The sequence below is a fragment of the Pseudomonas sp. 2995-1 genome (genome assembly GCF_002742505.1).
GTDB classification, from domain to species: domain Bacteria; phylum Pseudomonadota; class Gammaproteobacteria; order Pseudomonadales; family Pseudomonadaceae; genus Aquipseudomonas; species Aquipseudomonas sivasensis.
Genome location: NZ_LJSA01000328.1, coordinates 25,295 through 50,848 on the forward strand (window position 1 = coordinate 25,295; position 25,554 = coordinate 50,848).

The window sequence follows — 25,554 nt, forward strand, 5'->3', positions numbered from 1 at the left end:
ACAAGGAACATGCAATGCCCCTGGACCCTGATCTCGAAGGTTTTCTGGAATTGGCGCAGATGGGTCGCCTGACCGGTAAAAGCCAACCCATGCACGCACTGAGTGTTGAACAGGCACGGCGGGAGTTCGAACAAACTTCGGCCATTCTCGACCCCAGCCCGCCGGGGTCGGTGGTGGTCACCCACCTGACGGTCACCGCCCGCGATGGCCATGCACTGCCCGCCCGCCTTTACCGGGCGCCCGGCACCGCGCAGTTGCCGGTGATTGCGTACTTCCACGGCGGCGGTTATGTGGTGGGCAGCCTGGACTCCCACGACTCCATCTGCCGCAGGCTCGCGGCCAGCGGTCAGTACGCGGTGTTCGCGCCCAGCTACCGTCTGGCGCCACAGGCGAGCTTCCCGACCGCAGTGAATGACAGCCTCGACGCCGCCAATTGGCTGGCCGAACAGGCCGGCAACCTGCAACTGGACAACAGCCGGATTACCCTGGCGGGTGACAGTGTGGGGGCAACGCTGGCGACCGTCCTGGCGATCACCGCAGTGAAGGCGCCGCAGCAACTGGCGTTCAAACCCTGGGCCCAGTTGCTGTTTTACCCGGTCACTGATACCTCGCGGCAGCGTGATTCCCATCGCCACTATGCCGAGGATTACCTGCTGGAAACGGCCACCCTGGAATGGTTCTACCAACACTATTGCCCGAACGCCCAACAGCGTCTGGACTGGCGAGTCTCGCCGTTGCTCGCCGAAGGGCTGACTGCACTGGCACCGGCCTATATCAGCCTGGCCCAGTACGATCCGCTGTATGACGAAGGGCAGGCGTACGCCCAGATGCTGGCCGCGAGCGGCACAGCGGTCAGCCTGCACGTGCAGTCGGGGCTGACCCATGACTTCCTGCGCATGAACGGCATTACCAGCGCGGTTGCAGGCATTTATGAAGGCGTGTTGAGTTGGTTGGGGGAACAGCGCTAAGCAACACTTGACCGTTCCCGCCATTAAACAACGGGGCTGATTGCCAGCCCCGTTTTACATCCTTACCCCTGCTCCTTGCTCGCCTGCAACTGCCGGGCCTTTTCCATAAGCGCCGCTTTCTCTTCAGGTGTCATTGCATCCATGCGCAAACGTGCCTGGGCGATTCTCTCCAACTGCCCAGCGACAGTTTCACGCTCGCGCAGCTCCCGCGCCAATGCCGCCACGCTTGGGTGATCAAACACCACACCGGGATGAATCTCGCATTGCAGCAGTTTGCGGATGCCTGCCACCAGCTTGATCACCAACAAGGAATGCCCGCCTGCGGCGAAAAAGTCCTCCTCGATGCTCAGCCGTTCCAACCCGACCAATTGGGCCATGCGCGTGGACAACAGGGTTTCAAGCGCATCCCGTGGCGCGACGTACACCGCCTGGGAAGCCACAGGTTGAGCGTGTTGCAGCGACTTGCGGTCAACCTTGCCGTTTGGCAGGCGCGGCATGCGTTCAAGGCTCACAATCTGGCGCGGCACCATGGCCGCCGGGAGATGCTGGGCCAGTTGGTTTTTCAATTGAGGCCCTACGTCCTCTGCCGTCGCCGCACGCATTACCACAAACGCTTGCGGCTCCTCTTGCACCAGCACCACCACGGCCTCACTGACCTCGGGCAAACGCAGCAACTGCGCCTCTATCTCGGCCAGCTCAATGCGGAAACCACGCACCTTGACCTGATGATCGCGACGGCCATACAGCTGCACGCCCCCCTCCACCCGATAACGGGCCAGGTCTCCCGTGCGGTAAAGGCGCGCGCCGTCCACCAGCGGGCTATGGATAAACGCGTCTGCATCCCCCTCGCCCTGCAAGTAGCCTCGGCACAGCTGGTGGCCACCGATGAACAACTCACCGAGTTCACCCGTTGCCAGCAATTGCGCGTCGGCGCCCAGTACGAAGACTTGGTTTCCGGGAAGCACGTGGGTCAGCGGCACGCCATGGGACACGTCTTCCGCAGGCAGTAACGGATGCACCATCACGCCCACTGTCGCTTCGGTGGGGCCGTAATGGTTGAACACGCGACAGTCGGGCCGCAGCTGACGAATGCGCTGCACCAGGCTCGCGCCGATGGCTTCACCGCCCAGCACCAGCGTGTCAGGCAATACGGCGGTATCAGCCTCAAGCAAGGCGGCCAGGTGCGAAGGAACGATTTTCAGACAATCGATGCTGTTTTCCCGCAGGAACCCGGCGAAGCCCTGGGGATCTTGCAGGGTCGCATCGTCAGCTATATGCAAGGTCGCGCCGTTGTAGAGCGCGCCGAACAAGGCGGTGTTGCCCAGGTCCGCCGCTACCGTGGAACTAAAGGCAACGTGGCGGCAGGCGGACAGGCCCAGTTGCTGGCTGCTGCTCGCGGTGTAGTTGAGTAACGCGCCATGCTCGATCACCACGCCTTTGGGCTGGCCGGTGGAGCCGGAGGTGAACAGCACATAGGCGACGTCACGGGCCTGCACGGACACCGCCGGGGCCACCGTGGCATCCTGGGTTGATGCGCCCGGATTGAGCAGTTTGAACGCGGTCAGCGGGTCGTCCTGGCCTGGCGCATGAGTCACCAGGATCAAGCTCGCGGCGGCGTGCCCTGCGATTTCAGCCTGGCGCGCCACTGGCCATTGCGGGTCCAGCGGCAGATAGGCTGCCCCCGCACGCCAGGTGGCAAGAATGGCGACGACCAGTTCCGCCGAACGCGGCAGCGCCAGGCCCACGATCGACCCAGCGCCCACACCCTGGCGCAGTAATTCGGCACTCAAGCGCGCAGTACGGGCGTCCAGTTCAGCGTAGCTAAGGGCCTGGCCCGCAGCGACCAACGCCACGGCATCCGGCGTCTGATCAGCCCACGCAGCGATACGTTGCGGCAACAACTGCGGCGTTTGCATGATTTGCGCCGGCGGGTTCAGTGCCAGCAACCGGCTCTTTTCGTCGGCACCCAACAGGTTCAGGCGTGCAAGGGTTTCATCCGGTTTGTCGGCGATGCTGTGGAGCAACTCGCGGAGCTGGCCCAACAGCGTCTCGACGGCGGGCGCCGTATAGCGTGCGGGATTGAAGTCCAGTGATAAACCTTGAGGTTCGCCAGACGCTGCGATTTCCAGCTGAAGGGCCAACTCGAATTCAGGCAGACGGGCCGGCAGGTCGCTGCCCACCCAAACCATCCCGGCCACTTCACGCGGTTCCGAAACCCACCGATTGCCAAAACCGACCGCAGGCGCGGCCTGTTGTGGGAATGACAACGGTGTCCAGTATTCCTGCCAGGTGCGGTGCTGATCCAACTGCGCGGCCAAGGTGGTCACCAGCTCACGGAAGGTACTGGCCGGATCAATGCGAATCGCCAACGGCAGGGTTTTCTCGAACAGGCCCAGGCTGTGGCTGAAAAATTCATAGTCCAGGCGCGCATCATGCCGCCATCCCGCCAGGAATGACTCCCGACCACTGATGCGCGCCAGCAGTACCCACCAGGCGGCGTGCATCAGCACGTCCAGCGGCAGCCCCGCCGTGCGCAGGCGAGTCAACAGCGTTTGATCCAGTGGCACGCTCAAGCGTTCTGCCGGCAGGACTTCTGCGCACGTCAGGCGATAGGGCAAGTCTGGCCCGCTGAGCAGCCCCTCGTACCCTTGCAGATACTGCTGCCAGTAAGCGTTGGCGGTGTCTGCGTCTTCGTCGAAGATCACCTCGCTGCGCCATTCCAGGTACTGGGGAAACTGCCCCGGCTCGTCCTCTTCAAACCCTTGCTGCCCATAAGCGGCCAACAACTCCTGCTGGATCAGGGCCAAGGTCCCGGCGTCGGCGGCGTAACGCGAAACGCCGATCAACAGTTGCCAGTGGTCCGTTTCCAGGCGCTGCAACAACGCACCGATCAGCGGCTGTTGCTGCTGCAACCACTGCTGTTGGCGTGCAATCACCTGTTGGGGCGACGCCACGTCGAGCCACTGGGTTAAGCTCACCGCTTGAGCCGGCGCAACCCGCTGGCGCAATCCGTGATAACCACTGACGGGCGCAAACTGCGCACTCAATGCTTCGTGGCGCACCGCCAGGCTATCCAACGCGTGTTGCAGGCGCACCGGGTCCAGCTCGCCACGAATATCCAGTTTCAGGCAGTGGGTCAGATCCCCCCAGCTCGCCCCTTGTTGCCGTGCGTCCAGATGCTGTTGCTGCTCGACCAGCAACGCCAGTCCAGCGTCCACGGTTCCCTGTTGTGCAGTACTCATGCTCCGGCCTCTTCCTTTTCGGTCTCGCTATGCGCTAGGTGCAGCGCGCTGCGTTCAATCATTTCGCCCATTGCCACAACGATCTTGCGCGGTCCTTCGAAGGGATCACGTGCGTGGGCAGCCAGCATGTTGTCCAGCAGGATGACATCGCCCTTGTGCCAGTCGAACCGCACCGCGCAGGCTTCGTACAGCTCGCCCACCAAGGTCATGACTTCGTCTTCAATCGGCGAGCCATCGCCGTAGTACACGTGCCGAGGCATACGCTGCTCGCCGAACAGCGCCAGCAAGTCTTCGCGCACATCCGGGTCCAGGCAGAAGATGTGGTGCAACTGAACCTGGTTGAAGAAGGTTTTTTCCCCCGTCACCGGGTGCCGGATGATCGCCGGGCACGGGGTGCGGATTTGCAGTTCATCGTTGTCCAGCCAGGTCCACGCGATGCCCGCAGCCCGGCAACGCGCCTCGACGTCGGCGCGCACGTCGGTCTTGAAGAAGTGCTGCCAGGAAACGTCGAGCTTGTCGGCAAAGGTGCGCACGTACAGCAACCCCTTGTCCTCGAAGCGCTCGCGGATCGCCGCCGGCAACTTGAGGTACATCTGCCGGCAGTCCACCACCGGTGTGGCGCCGCCGATTGGGGATGGCTGTTCGCAGAAGAACAGCTGCTTGCGCGGCCAGCGGTCCTGATGGGAGCTTTCGTTATGGAACAGGATCATTTTCTTTTCGGGGTACGGCGTGGACCGGTAGGTGTTCTTACCGCCCTCTTTTTTCGGCAAGTCGCCATATTGGCCATAGAGGCCCGGCTGTACAGCTTCAGCAAACGCTTCGAAGTCATGAATATCGCGCAGGGCAAATCCACGGAACAGAATCCCCGCATGGCGAGCCAGTTTTTCCTCCACCAGGGCGCGGTTGTCCTTGATCCAGGCCACCAGGTCCAGGCCTGGATCAGTGGGTTCCATCAGCAATGGAAAATCCTGCCCGGGTACCAGCAGCGATTCACGCATCAAAGCACCGGCAGGCCTGTCGGTGCGGCTCTGGGATTTTTTCAGGAACTTGCCCAGCTTGTCGGCCTTGATGGCAGGCGGTACGGGCGTCGTGGTTTGTTCCAAGGTGTTGGTAGGCATGGTGATATCCCCTAATTGAATGTTCGGATCACACACAATCTGTTCAAGAATTCCCGTCCAGGCGTTGACGAATGACTCGATGCGTTGTTGTTCAAACAGGTCGCTGGCGTACTGCCAGGTACCGTGCAGGCCGCCTGCATCCTCATCGATGAACAGGGCCATATCGAACTTGGAGTAACCGCCACGAGTGGGCAGTACCTCAACCTCGATCCCGTCCATCTGGCCACCCTGCACCGGCAGGTTGTTCATCACGAACAACACCTGCACCAGTGGGTTGAAACCCCGTTGGCGCGGGCGCGGCGAGGCCTCCACAATCATGTCGAAGGGCAGGTCCTGATGATCGAAAGCGTCCAGCGCGGTGCCTTGGGTGGTGGCCAGGAAAGCGCTGAACGGTTGCTGCGCCGCGAAGGTCGAGCGCAGCGGCAGAATGTTCACGAAGAAACCGATCAGACCTTCCAGCTCAGGCTGCTGGCGCCCGGCAACGTCGGCACCAACCAGCACGTCATCGCTGCCGCTGAGGCGATGCAGCAGGATCTGGAACGCGGCCAGCATCGTGCTGTAAAGCGTCACACCGGCACGCGCCGACACCGCCTTGAGCCCTTCATGCAAGGCCACGGGCAGCGTGAAACCGAGGTCGCGACCTTCATGGGTCGGTGCCTGGGGACGCGGTTGGTCGGTGGGCAGTTGCAACACGCCGCTGTGACCGGCCAGTGCCTGTTCCCAGTAACGCGCCTGCGCGGCCAGCACGCCGGTGCGTTGCAGTTGCTGTTGCCAGAGGGCGTAATCGGAATACTGGATCGGCAGCGGCGGCAGCGGCTCAACGACCCCCGCCTTCGCCCGGCCATAGAAGCCCACCAGTTCATTTACCAGCACCGCCATGGACCAGCCATCGGAGATGATGTGGTGCATCGAATACAGCAACACATGTTCGGTGGGGCCCAGCTTGAGCACCTGTCCACGTAACAAAGGCGCGTGCAGCAGGCTGATGGATTGGCGGGTGTTCGCCTCAACGGCGAGCGCGACCCGGCGCTGCTGTTCAGCGGGATCCAGGGACGACAGGTCCAGTAACGGCAAGTCGACCTCCACGTGCGCGGCAATGACGGCCAGCGGATCACCCTCCTCGTCGGTGATGTAGGCCGTGCGCAGGGTTTCGTGGCGGGCAACCACCTGTGCCAGGCTGCTGACCAGCAGCGGCACCGACAACTCGCCGCGCAAGCGCACGGCCAGCGGCATGCCATAGGCGCCACTGGCCTGCGACAGCTGCTCCACTACCCATAGCCGGCGTTGCACCAGGGACAGTGTCGCGCTGGTTTTTTCGCCGTGGGCCACTAACGGGCTGCGCGCCGGCGACGTGTCCTGCCCGGTGCGGGTGGAGATCGCCGCGATAAAGTCTGCCAGTCGCGGCGCGCCAAACAGGTCACGCAGGGTCAGGTCGCAAGCCAACAGCGTCTTCAAGCGTGCGACCACTTGGGTGGCCAGTAGCGAATGCCCACCCAACTCAAAGAAGTGATCGTCCAGCCCGACCTGTTCCAGCCCCAGCACGTTTTGCCAAACCTCGGCGACCTGAATGTCCAGGGCCGTTCGGGGTGCCACATAGTGTTTTTGCCGGCGGCTGACATCCGGCTTTGGCAAGGCTTTACGGTCCAGTTTGCCGTTGGGGCTCAGGGGCAACACGTCGATCAGCATCAGGAAACTCGGCACCATGTAGTCCGGCAACGACTGACGCAACGCCGCCGTCAAGGCGTGCGCCTCCAGGGCATCCGACTGGGGCACGACATAGGCGACCAACTGCGCGCCGGTCGGCCCGTCCAGCGCAATCACCGCCGCTTCGCGCACCTGAGGCATGGCTTGCAGACAGGCTTCGATTTCACCCATCTCGATCCGGAACCCACGGATTTTCACTTGATGGTCAATGCGGCCCACGTACTCCAGGGCCGCGTTGTCGTTGTAGCGAGCCAAGTCGCCGCTGCGGTAGAGCCGCGATCCCGGCACGCCGGAGAACGGGTCCGGCAAGAAGCGTTCGGCGGTCAGCGCCGGGCGATCGAAGTAGCCCTGGGCCAAGCCCGCCGCCGCACCGATGCACAGCTCGCCGACGCCGCAGGTAGGCAGCAATTCAAACCCGCTGTCCAGCACGTACAGCGCGCGCCCGTCGATCGCCCGCCCGATGGGCATGCCAAAGGCGTCATTGGCATCTGCAAGCTGGCAGTCATGCACGCTGGAGACCACGGTGGCTTCGGTCGGGCCATAGGTGTTCACCAGACGAACGTTGCCCAACCCAGCCTCGTGCCAGGCACGTACGCCCTCCACGGCCATGGCTTCGCCGCCGACATGCACTTGGCGCAAGTTGCCCAGGGTGCGGCCATCGACGGCGCACTCCTTGGCCAGCAAGTACCAATAGGCGGCGGGCAAGTCGGCCAGGGTCACGCCCTGCTCGACGATTTGCTGCGCCAGCAACCCGGCGTCCCACAGCTCATCGCCGCGCATGATCAGCGCCGCGCCGATGCACAGCGGCGGGTAGCATTGCTCGACAAACCCGTCGAAGCTGAACGTCGCAAATTGCAGCACGCGGTCGGCAGGCGTCAGCGCACTGTAATCGGCCGCTGTGTCGCAGAACTGGTCGAGTGCAGCATGGTCGATGGCCACCCCCTTGGGTTGACCGGTGGAACCTGAGGTGTAGATCACATAAGCGAGGTCGGCGGCAGCGGCGTGGTTCGGTGGATTGGTCAACGGGTAGCCCGCCAGCTCTTCACCCTGTGCGCTGAACTCCACACGTTTGAGCCCATGGGGCAGCGGCAGATCAGCCAGCAAGCCGGTCTCGCTGAGCAACAGGTTCAGACGGCTGTCTGCCAACATGTAGCTCAGGCGCTCGGCTGGGTAGTTGGGGTCCAGCGGTACGTAGGCCGCGCCACTTTTGAGGACGGCCAGCAGGCTGACGATCAACTGCGGGCCACGCCGGGAAACCAGACCTACCCGTTGGCCCGGGCCCACGCCGTGTTCCAGCAGGCGGTGAGCCAGACGGTTAGCCCGCTGATTGAGCTGGGCGTAACTCAGGCGTTCACTGCCTGCCTGAACCGCCAACGCATCAGGGGTGGCTTGGGCTTGGGTGGCGATGCGCTCATGCACACGCATTGGCCGCGGCGCAGTACCAGGGGATTGGCTGATGGCGAGCAGCGAGGCTTGCGTGCTGTTGTCCAGCAGTTGCAGGGTGCCGAGTGGCGCGTGGATATCCGCCACCCATTGCGCCAGCAGGTGCTGCAGGTTGGCGCTCAATTGCGCGACGTGTTGCTCGGTGAACCGCGCCCGGTCGTAGCTGAACTCCAGGCGCAAGCCAGTCCCCAGCTCGATGCCCAGGGTCAACGGGTAGTGAGTGCGCTCATGGTTGTGCATCTTGCCGAAGGTCAGGCCCGCTGGCGCGCCTTGCTTGAGCGCTTCGGCTACCGGGAAGTTTTCAAACACCAGCAAGGTGTCGAACAGTGCGGCACCTTGTTGTCCGGCCCAGCCCTGGATGTCGTAAAGCGGTACATGTTCATGGTCGCGCAGGCTGAGGTTCAGCGCTTGCAGCTCCGCGAGCCACGTGGCGGCGGACTGGGCCGGCGAGGCCGCGCTGATGATAGGCAACGTGTTGATAAACAGGCCCAGTTGCTGCTCGATACCCGGCAACGGCGCCGAACGCCCGGCAACAGTGGCACCGAAAGCCACGCAATCCTGGCCGGTGTAGCGTTGCAGCAAGAGGCTCCAGGCGCCTTGCAGCAGGGTGTTGAGGGTGATTTTGTGCTGGCGCGCGCAATCGCCGAGCGCGCGGGTGAATTGGCTGTCCAGGGTGGTGTGATGGTCGGCCATGCCCGCCCCTTCGACCGGCACGCGCAGTGCTTCAGCCAGCAGGGTTGGGGCTTGCAACGGTGCCAGGGCTTCGCGCCAGAACACTTCGCCCGAGGCTTGCTGCTGCAGCCAACCCAAATAATCGCGGAACTGCCCCAACGGTGCGGGCAAAACGTGGCCTGCGTAGTCGGCAATGACTTCGCCGAGCAACTGGGCATTGCTCCAGCCATCCATGAGGATGTGATGGCTGGTGAAAATCATGTGCCAGCCCGTACCGGTACCGCGCACCAACATCAGGCGAAACAGGGGCGCCGCGTTCAACTCAAAACCGCGCTGACGCTCGGCGTCGGCCAAGGCGTCGAGGTCAGCATGCGGGTCTTCGATCACGTGCAGCTGCAAATCGACCTGGCGCTGGATCACTTGATGGGCGCTGTCCAGGCCGAGCCAGTGGAAGCTGCTGCGCAAAATGTCATGCCGATCCAGCGCCGCCTGCCAGGCACGACCAAAGCTCAGCAGATCGAGGCCTTCAATGTCCAGGCGCAACTGGTTGATATAGGCCTGGGCTTCAGGCTCGTACAGGGTGTGGAACAGCATGCCTTGCTGCATGGGCGACAGCGGGTAGATATCGGCGATGGCCGGGCCGTCCACGGGCAAATCATCCAATTGCTGTTGGGTCAGGGTTGCCAGCGCAAAGTCCGACGGCGTCACCTGCCCGGCGGGTGTATCGCAGCAGTGCTGGATCAAGGCGTTGAGTTCGGCGGTGTAATCATCCGCCAGGCGCTGGATAGTCGACGCCTGGAACATCTCGCGGCTGAACCCCCATTGCAGCGCCAGTTCGCCGCCATACACCTGCCCTTCCACCGTCAGCCAGTTGGCCAATGGCGCTTCGGGGTCTTGGGCCTGGCCGCTGCCTTGGGTGGCGGGCACGAACAATGCGGACTCATCGAACTGGCGATCGAACTGGCCGAGGTAGTTGAACGTGATACGCGGCGCGGCCAGCTCCGCAAGGGCTTCACGCACCTGAGGCGCAGCCAGATAGCGCAGCAGGCCGTAGCCCAGCCCCTTGTCGGGCACGGCACGCAGTTGCTCCTTGACCGACTTGATCGCGGTCGACAGCTCGCCGTCCGCCTGCAGACGTACAGGGAACAGGCTGGTAAACCAGCCAACAGTGCGGGTCAGGTCGACGGCCTCGAACAGATCTTCGCGACCGTGGCCTTCCAGTTGGATCAGCGCCGCAGCCTGCCCGCTCCACCGGCTGACTACCCGCGCCAACGCCGTCAGCAACAGGTCGTTGACCTGAGTGCGATAAGCCGCTGGCGCGTCTTGCAGCAACTGGCGGGTTTGCTCGGCGTTGAGGCGGGATTCAAGCTTGCAGCCCAAGCGGTTTTGCAGCCCGCCGTGGGGGTTGTCGCACGGCAGCTCGGCGTCGACGGACTGCGCCTGCCAGTAAGGCAGCTGTTCGCTGAGGGTCTGCGCGTGGGTGTGCAGTTGGTTCGCCCAGGTTTGGTAGGCACTGGTCTTGGCCGGCAAGGATGCCTGGCGGTAAGCCTGTTGCAGGTCTTCCAGCAGGATGCGCCATGAAACCCCATCCACCACCAGGTGATGCACCACCAACAGCAAGCGCTGGGTGCCATCGGCCATGGAGACGAGGGCGGCGCGCAGCAGCGGGCCTTGCGTCAGGTCGAGGCTGCGCTGGGCTTCGTCGCATAGCGCGGCCAGTTGCGTATCGTCGGTGGCATGGGAGTGCCACAGCGCAGGCTCGTCGACGGGCGCAGCGTGGGTTTGCTGCCAGCCGTCGGGACGCTGCACAAAACGCAGGCGCAGGGCGTCGTGGTGGTTAATCAACTGCGTCAGCGCCGCTTCCAGGCGCACCGGGTCCAGGGCCTCGCGCGGGGTCAGCAACAAGGATTGGTTCCAGTGGTGACGTGCCGGGATGGCCTGGGCGAAAAAGCTGTGCTGTACCGGCGTCAGCAGCACCTCGCCGCTGACCGGGCCTTGGTCGATAACGCAGGCCTGCTCAAAGGTGGCGACGAGGGCCAGGCTGCGCACGCTCTGGTACTGGAACAGGTCGCGCGGGCTGAGGCGAATCCCCGCCTGGCGCGCACGGCTGACCACTTGAATGGAGATGATCGAATCACCACCCAGCTCGAAAAAGTTGTCTTCCAGGCCGACCTGCTCGACGCCGAGTACGTCGCTCCAAATCGCTGCCAGGGCTTGTTGCAGTGGGTTTTGCGGTGCGATGTAGGCTTGTTGCGGCGCGGCATCCGGCAGCGGCAGCGCTTTACGGTCGAGCTTGCCGTTGGCGGTCACCGGCAGCTTGGCCAGGTGCACCATGTGGGTGGGCACCATGTATTCCGGCAGGCTGCTGAGCAGCCAGGCCTTGAGGTCGGTCGGCGCTTCACCTTCCAGCACCAGGTAGGCCACCAATTGCTTGCCGCCCTGCACCAGCACCACCGCCTCACGCACGCCTGGGTGTTGCATCAGGCGCGTCTCGATTTCTCCCAACTCGATGCGCAGGCCGCGCAGCTTGACCTGATGGTCGAGCCGACCAAGGTAGTCGATCACGCCATCCTCACGCTGGCGCACGCGGTCACCCGTACGGTACAGACGCGCACCGTCACCAAAAGGGCTGGGCACGAAACGCTCGGCGGTGAGTGCCGGGCGACGATGGTAACTGCGGGCCAGGCCGGTGCCGCCCAGGTACAGCTCGCCGGACACGCCGGCGGGCACCGGGTTGAGCTGCGCGTCGAGCACGTAGGTACCAAGGTTGGCGATGGGGCGGCCAATGGGCACGGCGTCACGGCCTTCGTCGACGCAGGTCCAGTGGGTCACGTCGATGGCCGCTTCGGTCGGGCCATAGAGGTTGAACAACCCTGCCTGGGGCAGCTTGGCGAAGACTTGCAGTTGCGCATCCAGTGGCAAGGCTTCGCCGCTGCACACAATGCGCTTGAGGCTGGTGCAGCCCTGTACGCCCGGCTCATGGACGAACGCCTGGAGCATGGAGGGTACGAAGTGCAAGGTGGTGATGCCGTGCTGGCCGATGGTCTCGATCAGACGCGCCGGCTCGCGGTGTTCGCCAGGGGCCGCGACCACCAGGCGCGCGCCGGTCATCAGCGGCCAGAAGAATTCCCACACCGACACGTCAAAGCTGAACGGGGTTTTTTGCAGTACCGCATCGCTGGCGTCCAGGCCGTAGGCTTGCTGCATCCAGCACAAACGGTTGACCAGCGCGCGGTGGCTGTTACCGGCGCCCTTGGGCTTGCCGGTGGAACCGGAGGTGTAGATCACATAGGCCAGGTTCAGCCCATGGATGCCTACGGCGGGCGATGCGCTGCTGTATCCGTCAAGCCAGCCAGGCGCCTGGTCCAAGGTGATCACCTGGATGCCCTCGGTGGGCAGCGACGGTACCAGGCTGTGCTGGCTGAGCAGCAGTTGGATGCCGCTGTCTTCGATCATGTAGGCCAGGCGTTCCTGGGGGTATTCAGGGTCAAGCGGGACGTAAGCGCCGCCAGCCTTGAGAATGGCCAGCAGGCCAACGACCATTTCCACGGAGCGCTCGACGCAGATCCCCACCAATGCATCGGGACCAACGCCCTGTTCGCGTAAGGCGTGAGCCAACTGGTTGGCACGGGCATCGAGCTGGGCGTAGGTCAGCGTTTGGGCACCAAACACCAGTGCCGGAGCGTGGGGTGTGGCCTGGACCTGGTCTTCGATCAGTTGATGAATGCCACGCTCAGTCGGATATGCCTCTGCGGTTTGATTCCAGGCCTCAACCAGCACCTGCTTCTCCTGGGTAGCCAGCATCGGCAACTCGCCGACGCGCTGCTCGCCATCGGCAACCATGGCCTGCAACAGGCTGATCCAATGCCGGGCCATACGCGCGATGGACGGCGCGTCAAACAGGTCGTTGGCGTACGTCAGCGCGGCGTGCAGGGTGCCGGATTTTTCATACGTGTCGAGGGTCAGGTCGAACTGGGTGGTACGGCCTTGCCACTCCACCAACGCCAGCTCCAGGCCGGAGGCGGTACTGACCGATGCAATATCGGCCACCACCGGCTGGTGGTTGTACATCACTTGGAACAGCGGCGTATGGCTGAGGCTGCGCTCGACTTTCAGGGCTTCCACCAGACGCTCGAACGGCAGTTCCTGATGGGCCTGGGCGCCGAGGGCGTGCTCTTTGATGCCTTGCAGCAACTCAGCAACACGGGTTTGCCCGGTCAGCTCGGTACGCAACACCTGGGTGTTGACGAAAAACCCGATCAGCCCTTCGACTTCACTGCGGTTACGGTTGGCAATCGGCACGCCGACGCGGATATCGCCCTGGCCGGTGTAGCGGTGCAGCAGCACATTAAAGGCACCGAGCAACAGCATGAACAGCGTGACGTTGTGCTTTTGCGCACAGGCGCGCAGTTGCGCCGCCAGTGCCGGCTCAATCGCGAAGTTATGGCGGGTGCCCTGATAGCTGGGCATGGCCGGGCGCGGACGGTCCGTCGGCAGTTCCAGCACCGGGTGCTCATCGCCCAGGCGCGCCTGCCAGTACTCCAATTGACGGGCCTGCTCCCCCGCTTCCAACCAGCGGCGTTGCCACAGGGCGTAGTCGCTGTATTGGATCGGCAGCGCCGGCAATTGCGGTGCCTCGTTGCGCTCATGGGCGTCGTAAAAGCGGATGAACTCGTCGATCAGCACGTTCATCGACCAACCGTCGGAGACGATGTGGTGCAGGGTCAGCAGCAGGACATGCTCCTGGGCGCCAAGCTTGAGCAATTGCACACGCAGCAGCGGGCCGTGCTCCAGGTCGAATGGCAGCAGCGACTGGCGGGTGGCCGCGTCAGTCACTGCCTGCTCGCGTTCCGCCGGGGCCAGGTCAGTCAGGTCGAGTTGCTCAATGGCCAATGACGGTTGTACGGCGACTTGCAACAGGCGCTCATCGGCCTGGCGCTGGAACACCGTACGCAGGGTCTCGTGACGCGCCACCAGGCTGGCGAATGCCTGCTCCATCGCGCTTAAGCTCAGCGCTCCCTTGAGTCTCACCGCCCCCGGCAGGTTGTAAGCGCCGCTGGCCGGGTCCAATTGCCACAGGAACCACATGCGCTGCTGTGCGTAAGACAGTGCCTGACGGTCCTCCACCTCCACCCCGGCTGGAATCGGAAACCGGGAGAAATCCACCCCTTCTTTCTGCAGTGCTTGCAGGAACAGCTGGCGTTTTTCCAGGGGCAACCCGATAAACCGGCGAGCAAGTTTCAAGGAGTCTTCAGCATTCATTTGTTGGAGTCCGGAGCAATAGGCAGGAAGCACAAAGGCACGTCGTCCCTATAAAACGAACCGGAGAGGGAAAAATTAGCGGCGGGTGGAGGGGTTGGAGCGAGGGGTCATCAAGGGTTACGTCAATCCCGGGAAACCCGTGCAAAAGCGAGAATGATCACGTTGCACAGGCCCGGCCCCGGCAATGCACTGAAGCACTGCATTCGGCGCCGAATCATCGAACCATTGCGTTCAGGAGAACTGATTACGTGAACGACCAACTCAAACGAAAAGCCTGCATCGGCTCCATAGAGGCCAGCCTTGAAGACCACTGCCTGTTCGGCAAGATCCTGTTCATCAAGGCGCTGAACGCATTCCTGCAACATCACAGCACAGAGGCATGCCCAGCGATGGGTTGATCAACCCAACCGCCGATACCCCAACACCGCCGAGCCCAACACCACCGCGCCCGCCGCCAACGCCACCCAGAACCCGCTGGCGGCGCCGAAGTGGTCGATCATCCAGCCGGAGCTGGCGGCACCAATGGCCACGCCGATGCTCAGGCCGGTGATCAGCCACGTCATGCCTTCGGTCAGGCGGCTGGCGGGGACGATCCGCTCCACCAGCGCCATGGACACGATCAGGGTCGGGGCAAAGAACAGGCCGGAGATAAAGATCGCCACCGCCAGGCCTGGAATGTTGGTGACCAGCAGCAACGGCAAGGTGGTCAACGCCGTGGCCACGCCGCAGAACAGAAACTGGCGCGGCAGCGGCGCCTTGAGCTTGAGAGTGCCAAAGGCGAGTCCCGCCAGGCATGAACCGATGGCGTACACCGACAGCACAATACTCGCCGCCGCCGGCTGACCCTGGTGTTGGGCAAACGCCACGCTGACCACATCCACCACACCCACGATCACCCCCATGGCCAGCAAGAGGATCATCAGGATCAATACCGACGGCGACGCGATCAGCCAGCCGGCATGGTGATCGTGGTGCTCATGCACCGGGGGTTCGGTCGCTCGTTGCAGGACGAACGTGGTGACGCCCACCGCCAGCAATAACGCGGCCACCAGCGGCCCGGCTTCGGGGAATAGCACCACACTCAAGCCCACCGAAATCGGCGGGCCGACGATAAAGCACACCTCATCCAGCACCGACTCCAGGGCAAACGCGGTTTGCAGCTTGGGCTGGCCTCGGTACAACTCGGTCCAACGGGCCCGCACCATCGCCGACATGTTCGGCATGCAACCGGCCAAGGCGGCAGACAGGAACAGCGTCCAGGTCGGCGCCTGCAACCGCGTGCACAGCAACAGCATCAGCAGCGCCCCGCCACCGATCAACGCGGCAATCGGCAGCACCCGGCCTTGGCTGTAGCGGTCCACCAGCCGTGATACCTGTGGCGCGCAAATCGCCGTAGCCAACGCGAATACCGCCGCCACCGAGCCTGCCAGGCCGTAGCCGCCATGCACCTGGGAAAGCATGGTGATAATGCCGATACCGGTCATGGACACCGGCATACGCGCCAGCATGCCGGCCAATACAAAAGCCCGGGCGCCAGGGACTTGGAATAACTCGGCGTAGGGGTTTGCCATGACTTAAACGCCTTCTGTCCTTAAATTGCGCATCCTTTTATCACACCAACCGCTTGATCTGTTTATGCCGCCACACCAACCGGTAATACGCGGTCTGCAACCCCAGCATCGCCAGGTACGTCACCGGAAACGCCATCCAAACGCCTTCCAGGCCGAAGTGCGCATTCAGCAGGTATGCCATCGGCAGCTCCACACACAGCACGCAGAAGATCGAGATCGCCACCGGCATCAGCACCACGCCGCTGGCACGCATGATCCCGCCGATCACGGCCTGGAAGCCGAACACGAGGATGCTCCACAACATGATGTGCAGCAGGTGCTCGGCATTCACGCGTGCGGCGTCATCGGTGATGAACAGCCCGAGCAACCAGTGGGATAACAAGTAGCCCAGCACGATCAGACCACCGGTCAGGCAGGTGTTGATCAGCAACCCGGTACGAAGAATCGACCCGATGCGCTCCAGGCGCCCAGCACCAATCGCCTGGGCGCCGAGGATCGAGGCGGTGATGGCAATCGACAGCGCCGGAAATTGCACGTAGTTGACGATCTGCGTCACCGCCCCATAGGCCGCCGTGGCCTGGGAACCATGGCTATTGACCAACGCCAGGATGACCAGCTCCGAGAGCGACAGCACCACCATCTGCAAGCCGGTGGGCAGGCCGATACGCAGAACTTTACCGAGGATGACGCGGTCCAGGCGCAAGGCCGCGAGCAGTTCGCGATCCGGCGCCATCACGTGGTTTTTATGGCGCAGGCGCAGGACCAGAAACAGCATCGCCGAGGCATTTCCCACCAGGCCCGCGTACACCGCGCTCTGGATGCCCAAGGGTGGCAGGCCGACCCAGCCGCGAATCAACGCCGGGGTCAGCAACAGGCCGACCAGGGTCGAGACCATCAACGCGAGCAAGGGCGAAATCGTATCGCTGACGCCCCGCAGCAATTGGGTGTAAAGGATGAAGACCAGTAACAGCGGCATGATCAGCATCATCATCTGGGCATAGCCGACTGCGTCGTCGAGCACGTCAACCGGCGTGCCCAATGCCTGCAACGCCGGGCGCGCAAACAGACTGCCCAACACCGCCGCGATCAAGCCCACCAGCGCGCCAAGGGTCAGCGTCGCGCCGGTAATCGACTTGACCATCGCGGTTTCCTGGGCACCCCAGGCCTGCCCGATCAACACCGACGCACCCGCCCCCAGGCCGATCACCAGGGCAATGAAGAAAAACACGATGGGGAACATCCCCGACACCGCCGCCAGGGCCTGAGTGCCGAGCATCTGCCCGACATAAATGCCGTTGAGCGTGCCGGAAAAACTCTGCAGGAAGTTGGACAGCACCATCGGTGCCAGAAAGATCAGATAGACCTGCCACAGCGGGCGTTGCAAAGAGCTTTGCATGAGAAACGGGGCCTCGAAGAACTAAAGCGTCCGAGGTTTATACCGCATGTGGATCCAATGTTCCTGCGGTTTATCGAGGCATGGCGTCGAACAGTGGGCAACCTGAATGGGCAACTGTTTTTTTGTCGTGAGCAAGCTCGCCCCGCTCACGACAAAGGCTATGGCGCAACCGGCAGCGCACGCTTGTGTGCGGTGTTGGTGTACGCCGCCTCCACAATCGCCCGCACCCGCTCACTCACCGGCTCGCCCATCAGGTACGCATCGATCTCTTCGTACGTGCAGCCATAGGCCTGTTCATCCAGCTTGCCCGGTGCCAGCTCTTCGAGGTCGGCTGTGGGCTGCTTGTGCACCAGGTTCGTCGGTGCCCCAAGGGCACTGGCCAACAGGCGCACCTGGGTTTTGGTCAGTCCGGACAATGGCGCCAGGTCGCAGGCGCCGTCACCGAACTTGGTGAAAAACCCCATCAGAGCTTCGGCGCCATGGTCGGTGCCGACCACCAGGCCATTGTGCAAGTTGGCCACGGCATACTGCGCGATCATGCGGGTGCGGGCCTTGACGTTGCCTTTGATGAAATCCACCTGAGCGGCGCTGGCGTCGGTGGCGGTGAGGCTGGCCATCAGGCCGTCGACGCTGGCGGCGATGTTCAGGGTGTCGATGTGGTCCGGAGTGATGAAATCCAGCGAGGCCTGGGCGTCGCGCTCATCGGCCTGGGTCTTGTAGGGCAGGCGCATGGCGATAAAGCGCGCGGCGTAATCCTCAGCCCGCAGTTGCTCAACCGCCAACTGGCACAGGCGGCCGGCGGTCAGGGAATCCACGCCACCGCTGATGCCCAGCACCAGGGCTTTGCAGCCCGACTGGCGCAACGTGGTCTTGATGAAATCGATGCGCCGTTGGATTTCCCTGGCCTCACCGCCCTTCACCAGTTGCCGGTTGATATTCAGTTCCTGCGCGATACGGTCTTGCATTTCACACCTCCACCTTGCCGACATTGAATACCTTCGCTGCGTACTGCAAAAACGAGGGGTCTTCGCAGACGTTCTTCACCGGGTCATCGGAGAACTTCACCACCGGTTCGCCGTGCACCCGTACCAGCTTCATAACGATGCTCAGCGGTTCGACGCCGTCCACATCGCAAGCCAGGCTGGTGCCCATGCCGAAACCGAACTTGGCCTTGCCACGGATGTGCCGCAGGATCGGCAGGCATTTTTCGAAGTTCAGGCCGTCGGAAAACATCAGGTCCTTGGTCATCGGGTCGATGCCCAGCTGTTTGTAGCGAGCCAGCACCTTGTCGGCCCAGGCGATGGGGTCACCGGAGTCCTGCCGCAGGCCGTCGTAGAGCTTGGCGAAGTACAGGTCGAAGTCCTTGAGGAAAAAGTCGGTGCTGATGCAGTCGGTCAGAGCGATGCCGAGACGGCCACGGTATTCATGCACCCAGTTCTCCAGGGCGGCGTTCTGGCTTTCGCGCAAGCGCCCCAATTGCTGGTGCACCATCAGCCATTGGTGGGCCATGGTGCCGATCAGCGGCAAGTCGAATTCATACGCCAGGTGCGCGTTGCTGGTGCCAACGAACTGACCGGGGAAGTCGCGGCGCATGATGTCCACCACTTCGCGCTGGGCCTTGAACGACAGGCGCCGACGGGTCGAGAAGTCGGAGACGCGCAGGTCGGCCAACTCGTCGCGGCTGAGGTTTTTCTCCAGCCAGTCGAACTTCTGGTACAGCTTGCGGGTGACGTCTTCCAGGGTCACATCCGGGTATTTGTCGCGGTTGCGCAGTTCGCTGACCAACGCGAGCACCGGCTGTTCGAACATGATGCAGTGCAGCATCGGGCCGACCACGCGGATGTTCAATTGGCCATCGACTTCGCTGACGTGGATATAACGCAGGTTGAAGCGGAACAGGCCCAGGAAGCGCTCGTAGTCCGGGGTGAGGTACTCGCGAAAGCGTGGGTTGAACAGAAAGCGCAGCTCGCCTTCACGCACCTGCAGGCTGGCGAGTTTGTCCAACTCAGCGCGCAACTGCGGGATCAAGTGGCCGAGTTTTTCCTTGGAGCGGACGATGAAGTTGTATTCCACATCGACGTTGGGGTACTGGTGCAACACCGCCTGCATCATGGTGAAGGTGTAGTAGTCGGTGTCGAGCAGGCCCTGGATGACCGGGGCGTCGTAGTCGTAGGCACTTTCCATGGTAAATCTCCTTAACGCGTGGCCATCGCGGCCAGTTCTTCGCGGGTGCGGCTGATGCCGGCACCGGCCTTGAGCAACTCATTGATAGCCTGTACGCCGCCCTCCTCGCTGATACCGCGGCACGCCGGCAGGTGCAGCACGACTTCCAGGCCGGCCTTGAGCAATTGCAGTGCGGTGGTTTTGACGCAGTAGTCCAGGGCCAGACCGCCAACGATCACACGGGTGACACCTTGAGCCTTGAGGTACTCGATGACTCCGGTGGACAGCTTGTCGTGCAGGTCGTGGTAGCAAGCACCGTAGGGGTGCAGGTCGGGCTCGACGCCTTTCCAGATGAAGTAGTCGTAGTCATAGGGCGTGGGCAGTTCGTCGAGCAACGTGAAACCTTCAGTGCCCGGTACGCAGTGGCTGACCCATGTGAGGTCAGCGTGGGTCAGGCCGGTGGGTTGCAGCATCTCGCTGGGCTGCGCGACCACCCAGGGTGCTTGCGGGGTGTGGGCGTCCTTGCTACCGACGCGATAGCCGGCGAGGCTGGCCATGTAGTTGAGTTCGGCACCGATCTGGTCACCACCGGCCACAGGCAATTCGTTGGGGCACAGCGGCGTGAAGCTCTTCTGAGGATCGACATCGAAAGAAGCAAGGGCAGTTTTCGCAAGGGTCATGGCTGTTCTCCTGTGGCCTGGAAACAAAAGTACACGTCATGTACTTTCATTGCAAGAAACATTTATTTATCTATTCGCCTTCAAGCACATGACATATCTTTTCGATCCGTTAGACTGAGCCCTCTTCGCCGTTCAGAAGGATTTCATATGCCACTTAGCGCCTACCTCCACACCGTCGACCTCTGCGTACTTTTTTACTGCCGCGCAACTGGAGAACTGAAACTGTTGCTGAACAAGCGCGACGCCGAGCCCTTCGCCGGGCATTGGGCGTTGCCGGGCGTGGTGGTGAATGGCGGCGTGCAAGATCTGAGCCTCCAGGATGCGGTGGAACGCTTGCGAACCAGCGACAAGGTCGGTCTGGAGCTGGCCTGGAGCGAGCAAGTCGGCACGGTGGGCGATGCGTTTCGCGACCCGCGTTGCTGGTCGTCATCAACGTACTACTTGGCGATCGTCGCGGATGAGGTGCAACTGGGGGAGCATCAAGGCTGGTTTGGGTTGAGGGCGGTGGCAGACGGCAGCATCAAGTTGCCGTTCGATCACAACAGCATCGTCGCGGCCGTGCAGGAGCGGTTGTTCTCCAAGTCGCTGTACAGCAGCTTGCCGCTGATGTTCCTGGGCAATGAGTTCAGCGCGCCGGAGGCAACCACGATCTTTTCCCTGGTGCTGGAGCGGCCGGTGCTCAAGACCAGTATTCGCCAGCGCTTGTTGAAGCTGACGGAGGCGGGATATTTGCGCGAGACGGGGCGCAAGAAGCATGGCGAGGGAGGCAGGCCTCAGGCGACGGTGGAGAACTTGAAGCCTGGGGCGGTTTACTTCTTTGATCGCAGTTTTGCCGACTAAGCACCCTTTTCAAGCGCGATGAGGTTCAAATGTGGGAGGGGGCTTGCTCCCGATAGCAGTGTGACAGTCCGCAAATAAAGTGACTGATCCTCCGCTATCGGGAGCAAGCCCCCTCCCCCAGTTTTGATTGGGGTATGGCGTTAGCTCATCCAATTGCCGCCGTCGACGTTGTAGGTCTGGGCCACCACATAATCAGCCTCCTTCGACGCCAGGAAGATTGCCATTCCGGTGAGGTCTTCAGCCGTACCCATCCGCCCAAACGGCACCTCTGCCCCCACCCGCCGCTTCTTCTCGCCAGGCGCCAGCCCTTCATGCTTGGCGAACAGCGCATCCACCCCGTCCCAATGCTCACCGTCGACCACACCGGGGGCAATGGCGTTGACGTTGATCCCTTGCTTGATCAGGTTCAACCCCGCCGATTGCGTAAGGCTGATCACCGCTGCCTTGGTCGCGCAGTACACCGCCACCAATGCCTCACCGCGCCGCCCGGCCTGGCTGGCCATGTTGATGATTTTGCCGCCGTGGCCCTGGCGGATCATTTGCCGGGCCGCGGCCTGCAACGTGAACAGCGTGCCAGCGACATTGATCGCGAACAGCCGCTCGAAGCTGTCGCGGGTGATGTCGACGATGGGCGCCAGGTCGAACAGCGCTGCGTTGTTGACCAGGATATCCAGCTTCCCGACATGGGCCACCACGGCGGCAATCGCGCCATCGATGGAGGCTTGGTCAGTGACATCCATCGCGACCGCGTAGGCCTGAGGGCCCAGCTCGGCGGCAGTTTGCTGGGCGCGTTGCAGGTTGATGTCGGCAATGGCAACCGTCGCGCCTTCATTGATGTAGGCCAGGGCAAACGCGCGGCCAATCCCGCGCGCCGATCCAGTGATCAGCGCGCTTTTACCTTCCAGTCGTTTCATGGGTGTTGTCCGTCAAGGTTACTTGGGATAGCCGGCGCGTTTCATTTCGCGCTCGGTAGTGGACTGCGCCTGCAACAAGGCCTGATCAACCGTCATGCCGCCGGTAAGCGCCGCTGAAAACAGCTTGCCGACCGAGGTGCCGATGGCCTGGAACTCGGGGATGGTCACGTATTGGATGCCCACGTACGGCACCGGTTTGGCTGAAGGATGGGCGGGGTCGGCGTGTTTCATCATCTCCAGCGTCACCTGGGCAAACGGCGCGGCCTTGAGGTAAGCCTCGTTGTAAGTGGATTGGCGCGTGCCCGGCGGTACGTTGGTGATGCCCTCTTTATCGGCGACCAGTTGGATGTAGTCCTTGGAGGTGGCCCAGGTGATAAAGGCCTTGGCGGCGTCCTTGTGCTTGGAAGTGGCCGGGATCGCCAGGGACCAGGCGTAGAGCCAGGATGAACCTTTGTCGGTCACCTCAGTAGGCGCGGCGGCGAAACCGACGCTGTCGGCAACCTTGCTCTGGCTGGTATCGGTGGTGAAGGAACCGGCGACGCTGGCGTCGACCCAGATCGCGCACTTACCACTGTTGAACAGCGCCAAGGTCTCGTTGAACCCGTTGCTCGACACGCCTGGCGGGCCGTATTGTTTGAGGGTATTGACGTAGAAGTTGGCGGCGGCGGTCCATTCGGGGCTGGTCAGCTCGGGCTTCCATTGTTCGTCGAACCAGCGCGCACCAAAGGCGTTGGCCATGGTACTCAACAGCGCGATGTTCTCCCCCCAGCCGGCCTTGCCCCGCAGGCACATGCCGTACTGACCCTTGTCCTTGGCGGTGAGTTTGGCGGCGAACTCGCCGAGTTGGGTCCAGGTGGGATGCGCGGGCATGCTCAGGCCGGCGCTCTTGAACAGGTCGGTGCGGTAGTAGGTGACGGTGCTTTCGCCGTAGAACGGCAAGGCGTAGAGAGTGTTATTGACCGACAGGCCCTGGCGCACTGAGGGGAAGATATCGTCGGCGTCGTAATCGGCCGGCAGCTCGGTCAACGGTTCCAGCCATTGTTTGGCGCCCCACAACGGGGTTTCGTAGGTGCCGATGGTCAGCACATCGAACTGCCCGCCCTGGGTGGCGATGTCGGTAGTGAGGCGTTGGCGCAGAACGTTTTCTTCAAGCACTACCCAGTTGAGTTTGATGCCCGGGTGCTGCTCTTCGAACACCTTGGACAGGCGCTGCATGCGGATCATGTCGCTGTTGTTGACCGTGGCGATGGTCACGGTGTCGGCCGCATGGCCGGGTATAGCGATAGCCAGGCCGGACAGCAGTAACAGTGCTTTGGGAAGCGTTAACATGGCGGTTTCCACCTGTTGTTTTTGTTGTTGAGCACCGATTACAGCAGCTTGGCCAAGCCCTCACAAACGCCTGGCGAATGCGCGGCTGATACTTTTTTAACCGCACATCCAGGATCAAAAAAGTATCAGTGCCGGGCGAAAGCGGGGGTAGCCTGCCCCGTGCAAACCCGCGTATTTTGGTGTAATTCAACGCACAAGAGGCAGCACCATGCCCGTCAGCCGCGCCACACTGTTCGAGCACCGCCCTGCCGAACTCGAAGTGATCTTGCCCGAACCCGACCACTGCTTTCGTTGGTTCGAACACGATTACCCCTATGATCTGGCGCGCTGGAACCACCATCCCGAATTTGAAATCCACCTGATCCGCCAAGGCACCGGCAAGCTGGTTGCGGGCGACTATATCGGTGCATTCAGCGCCGGCCATGTCGCATTGATCGGCCCGGACCTGCCCCACGACTGGATAGGCGAACTGGCCCCCGGCGAACACTTGAGCGGGCGCGATGTGGTGCTGCAATTCGATGGCGCCGCCCTGCTCGCCCTGCGCAATACCTTGCCGGAACTCGGGGATTTGCAGCCGCTGTTCGAACAGGCCCGGCGCGGCCTGGAGTTCACCGGTGACAGCGCCGCAAAGGCTGCGCACCTGCTGGAAGCCATCGGTAGTGCCCATGGCCTGCAACGGCTGATCCTGTTCCTGCAATTGCTCGACACCTTGAAAAACGCGCCGCCCATCCAAGTCAAGGCACTGGCCAGCCCCTGCTACGCGCCCACGCTGGATGCCCGCAGCGCTGAACGCATCAACAAGGCCTTCGACTACCTGATGCGCGAACTCACTGGCGACGTGCGCCTGTCGGTCATCGCTCAGCAACTGGAGATGAGCGAACCGGGATTCTCGCGGTTCTTCAAACGCAACACCGGCCACGGTTTTATCGACCTGATGCGCAAATTTCGCGTGCAGCGCGCGTGCCGGCTGTTGCTGCACAGTGAGCGGTCGGTGGCGGATATCTGCTTTGAAGTGGGCTACGCCAACCTGTCCAATTTCAACCGGCACTTTCGGATCGAGATGAACCAGACGCCGAGCGAATATCGCCGCGACACCGCGATGCATCTGTTCAATCCCATTGAAAAAATGACACCCAGTCATTTCTGATCAAAAGGTCGACTAATTCGCCTTTTTTCTAGGCCATTCAAGCCATTGGGCAAAGTTGGTACAGCCTGTGCAAACGTTTGCGGTACGAACTTGACCGCCAAGTTCCCCCTTACCTGAGCAATCGGGTTCAAACCGCGTACGAATAGGGACTTTCAATGCACCTCACCTCAAGGCCTCGCGCCTGCTTTGGTGTTTCCTTGCTACTGGCCGCCGTTACGGGAGTACTCAGCACACCCATTTTGGCGCAGGAAACACCTGCCAATGACTCAGCACAGGGCGAAACCCTCAGCCCTGAAGCCACCCAATCGAATAAAGGCCCTTACCTGTCGCAATGGTTCAACCAGGACCTGACGCTGATCGGCAGCAAAGACATCAGCTTCGGCCCCAAGCCGTCCGATGACATTTACCTGGAATACGAGTACTTCGGCCGCAAAGGGCCCTTCGAGCTGTATGGCTACATCGACGTGCCGAAGATCCTCGGCATTGGCAACAGCAACGACAAAGGCGCATGGGACCACGGCTCGCCGGTGTTCATGGAGCATGAGCCGCGCATCTCCATCGACTACCTGGCCGGTCGCAGCCTGGCCATCGGGCCGTTCAAGGAATGGTACGTGGCGTTCGACTGGATCTACGACCACGGCAGCAACAAGGAAAACCGCGCCAACACCCTGTACAGCGGCCTGGGCACCGACATCGACACCCACTCGCGGGTCAACCTGTCGGCTAACTTCTATGGGCGCTACCAGTGGGAAAACTACGGTGCCAGCAATGAGTATTCCTGGGACGGCTATCGCGCCCAGATGAAGTACATCGTGCCAATCGGCAAGTTCGACAACGGCGCTTCGCTGACCTACATCGGCTTCACCAACTACGATTTCGGCTCCAACCTGCATAAAGACAACCCGGCGCGCACCGCCAATTCAATGGTGGCGACCAACGTGCTGCTGTACTCGTTCACCCACCTGCGCTTCACCCTGGTCGGGCGCTACTTCCATAACGGCGGCAACTGGGAAGATGGCAGCGAGTTGAATTTCGGCGAAGGCAACTTCCGCGCCCGCTCCGATGGCTGGGGCTACTACGCCGGTGTCGGCTACCAATTCTGATC

At 62.3% G+C, this 25,554-nt stretch carries 13 protein-coding genes and 2 pseudogenes; 6 read left to right on the forward strand and 9 right to left on the reverse strand.

Annotated elements, in window-relative coordinates:
• Positions 1-14 precede the first annotated feature (14 nt).
• Positions 15-968 (forward strand): alpha/beta hydrolase, encoded by a 954-nt coding sequence (locus AOA61_RS08735; RefSeq protein WP_099601591.1) that lies wholly within the window; start codon positions 15-17, stop codon positions 966-968.
• Between the two features lie 62 nt (positions 969-1,030).
• Here AOA61_RS08735 and AOA61_RS08740 read toward each other — a convergent pair whose 3' ends face one another.
• Positions 1,031-4,210, reverse strand: a complete 3,180-nt coding sequence (locus AOA61_RS08740; protein WP_099601592.1) for a non-ribosomal peptide synthetase — start codon at positions 4,208-4,210, stop codon at positions 1,031-1,033.
• The gene (locus tag AOA61_RS08745; protein ID WP_099601593.1) at positions 4,207-14,409 is read right to left on the reverse strand and encodes a non-ribosomal peptide synthetase; all 10,203 of its coding nucleotides are present in this window, start codon (positions 14,407-14,409) and stop codon (positions 4,207-4,209) included. Before AOA61_RS08745 ends, AOA61_RS08740 begins: the two co-directional genes overlap by 4 nt.
• 147 nt (positions 14,410-14,556) lie before the next feature.
• Here AOA61_RS08745 and AOA61_RS32180 point away from each other — a divergent pair.
• Both AOA61_RS32180 and AOA61_RS31535 read left to right on the forward strand, forming a co-directional pair.
• Positions 14,557-14,661: pseudogene (locus AOA61_RS32180) on the forward strand (type II toxin-antitoxin system HicA family toxin); the annotation flags it as partial.
• Positions 14,658-14,765 (forward strand): annotated as a pseudogene (locus AOA61_RS31535) (type II toxin-antitoxin system HicB family antitoxin); the annotation flags it as partial. The pseudogenes AOA61_RS32180 and AOA61_RS31535, both read left to right, overlap by 4 nt.
• Positions 14,766-14,807: 42 nt before the next feature.
• Here the strand turns inward: AOA61_RS31535 and AOA61_RS08755 are convergent.
• The 5 genes from AOA61_RS08755 to AOA61_RS08775 form a co-directional block, all read right to left on the reverse strand.
• Entirely contained in the window at positions 14,808-15,980 is a 1,173-nt protein-coding gene (locus tag AOA61_RS08755; RefSeq protein ID WP_032885341.1) for an MFS transporter, read from the reverse strand.
• A 40-nt stretch (positions 15,981-16,020) separates the two neighbouring features.
• Positions 16,021-17,376 carry an MATE family efflux transporter gene (locus AOA61_RS08760; protein WP_099601594.1) on the reverse strand — a complete coding sequence of 452 codons (1,356 nt, stop codon included), beginning with the start codon at positions 17,374-17,376 and terminating at the stop codon, positions 16,021-16,023.
• A 158-nt stretch (positions 17,377-17,534) separates the two neighbouring features.
• The gene (gene nadE / locus AOA61_RS08765; protein ID WP_099601595.1) at positions 17,535-18,341 is read right to left on the reverse strand and encodes an ammonia-dependent NAD(+) synthetase; all 807 of its coding nucleotides are present in this window, start codon (positions 18,339-18,341) and stop codon (positions 17,535-17,537) included.
• Position 18,342: 1 nt separating this feature from the next.
• Entirely contained in the window at positions 18,343-19,560 is a 1,218-nt protein-coding gene (gene pncB / locus AOA61_RS08770) for a nicotinate phosphoribosyltransferase (protein ID WP_099601596.1), read from the reverse strand.
• Between the two features lie 11 nt (positions 19,561-19,571).
• Positions 19,572-20,219: a nicotinamidase gene (locus AOA61_RS08775; RefSeq protein WP_099601597.1), complete on the reverse strand. Its 648-nt coding sequence runs from the start codon at positions 20,217-20,219 to the stop codon at positions 19,572-19,574.
• A 147-nt stretch (positions 20,220-20,366) separates the two neighbouring features.
• On the opposite strand from AOA61_RS08775, the gene AOA61_RS08780 reads away from it, so the two are divergent.
• Positions 20,367-21,059: an NUDIX hydrolase gene (locus tag AOA61_RS08780; RefSeq protein WP_099601598.1), complete on the forward strand. Its 693-nt coding sequence runs from the start codon at positions 20,367-20,369 to the stop codon at positions 21,057-21,059.
• 140 nt (positions 21,060-21,199) lie between these two features.
• On the opposite strand, the gene AOA61_RS08785 is transcribed toward AOA61_RS08780, so the two are convergent.
• Both AOA61_RS08785 and AOA61_RS08790 read right to left on the reverse strand, forming a co-directional pair.
• Entirely contained in the window at positions 21,200-21,973 is a 774-nt protein-coding gene (locus AOA61_RS08785; RefSeq protein WP_032885349.1) for an L-iditol 2-dehydrogenase, read from the reverse strand.
• A gap of 18 nt (positions 21,974-21,991) precedes the next feature.
• Positions 21,992-23,302 carry a sugar ABC transporter substrate-binding protein gene (locus AOA61_RS08790; RefSeq protein WP_099601599.1) on the reverse strand — a complete coding sequence of 437 codons (1,311 nt, stop codon included), beginning with the start codon at positions 23,300-23,302 and terminating at the stop codon, positions 21,992-21,994.
• 208 nt (positions 23,303-23,510) lie between these two features.
• Here AOA61_RS08790 and AOA61_RS08795 point away from each other — a divergent pair, with 208 nt between their 5' ends.
• Positions 23,511-24,449: an AraC family transcriptional regulator gene (locus AOA61_RS08795; protein ID WP_099601600.1), complete on the forward strand. Its 939-nt coding sequence runs from the start codon at positions 23,511-23,513 to the stop codon at positions 24,447-24,449.
• 155 nt (positions 24,450-24,604) lie between these two features.
• Positions 24,605-25,552 carry a nucleoside-specific channel-forming protein Tsx gene (locus AOA61_RS08800; protein WP_032885352.1) on the forward strand — a complete coding sequence of 316 codons (948 nt, stop codon included), beginning with the start codon at positions 24,605-24,607 and terminating at the stop codon, positions 25,550-25,552.
• The last annotated feature ends 2 nt before the right edge of the window (positions 25,553-25,554 follow it).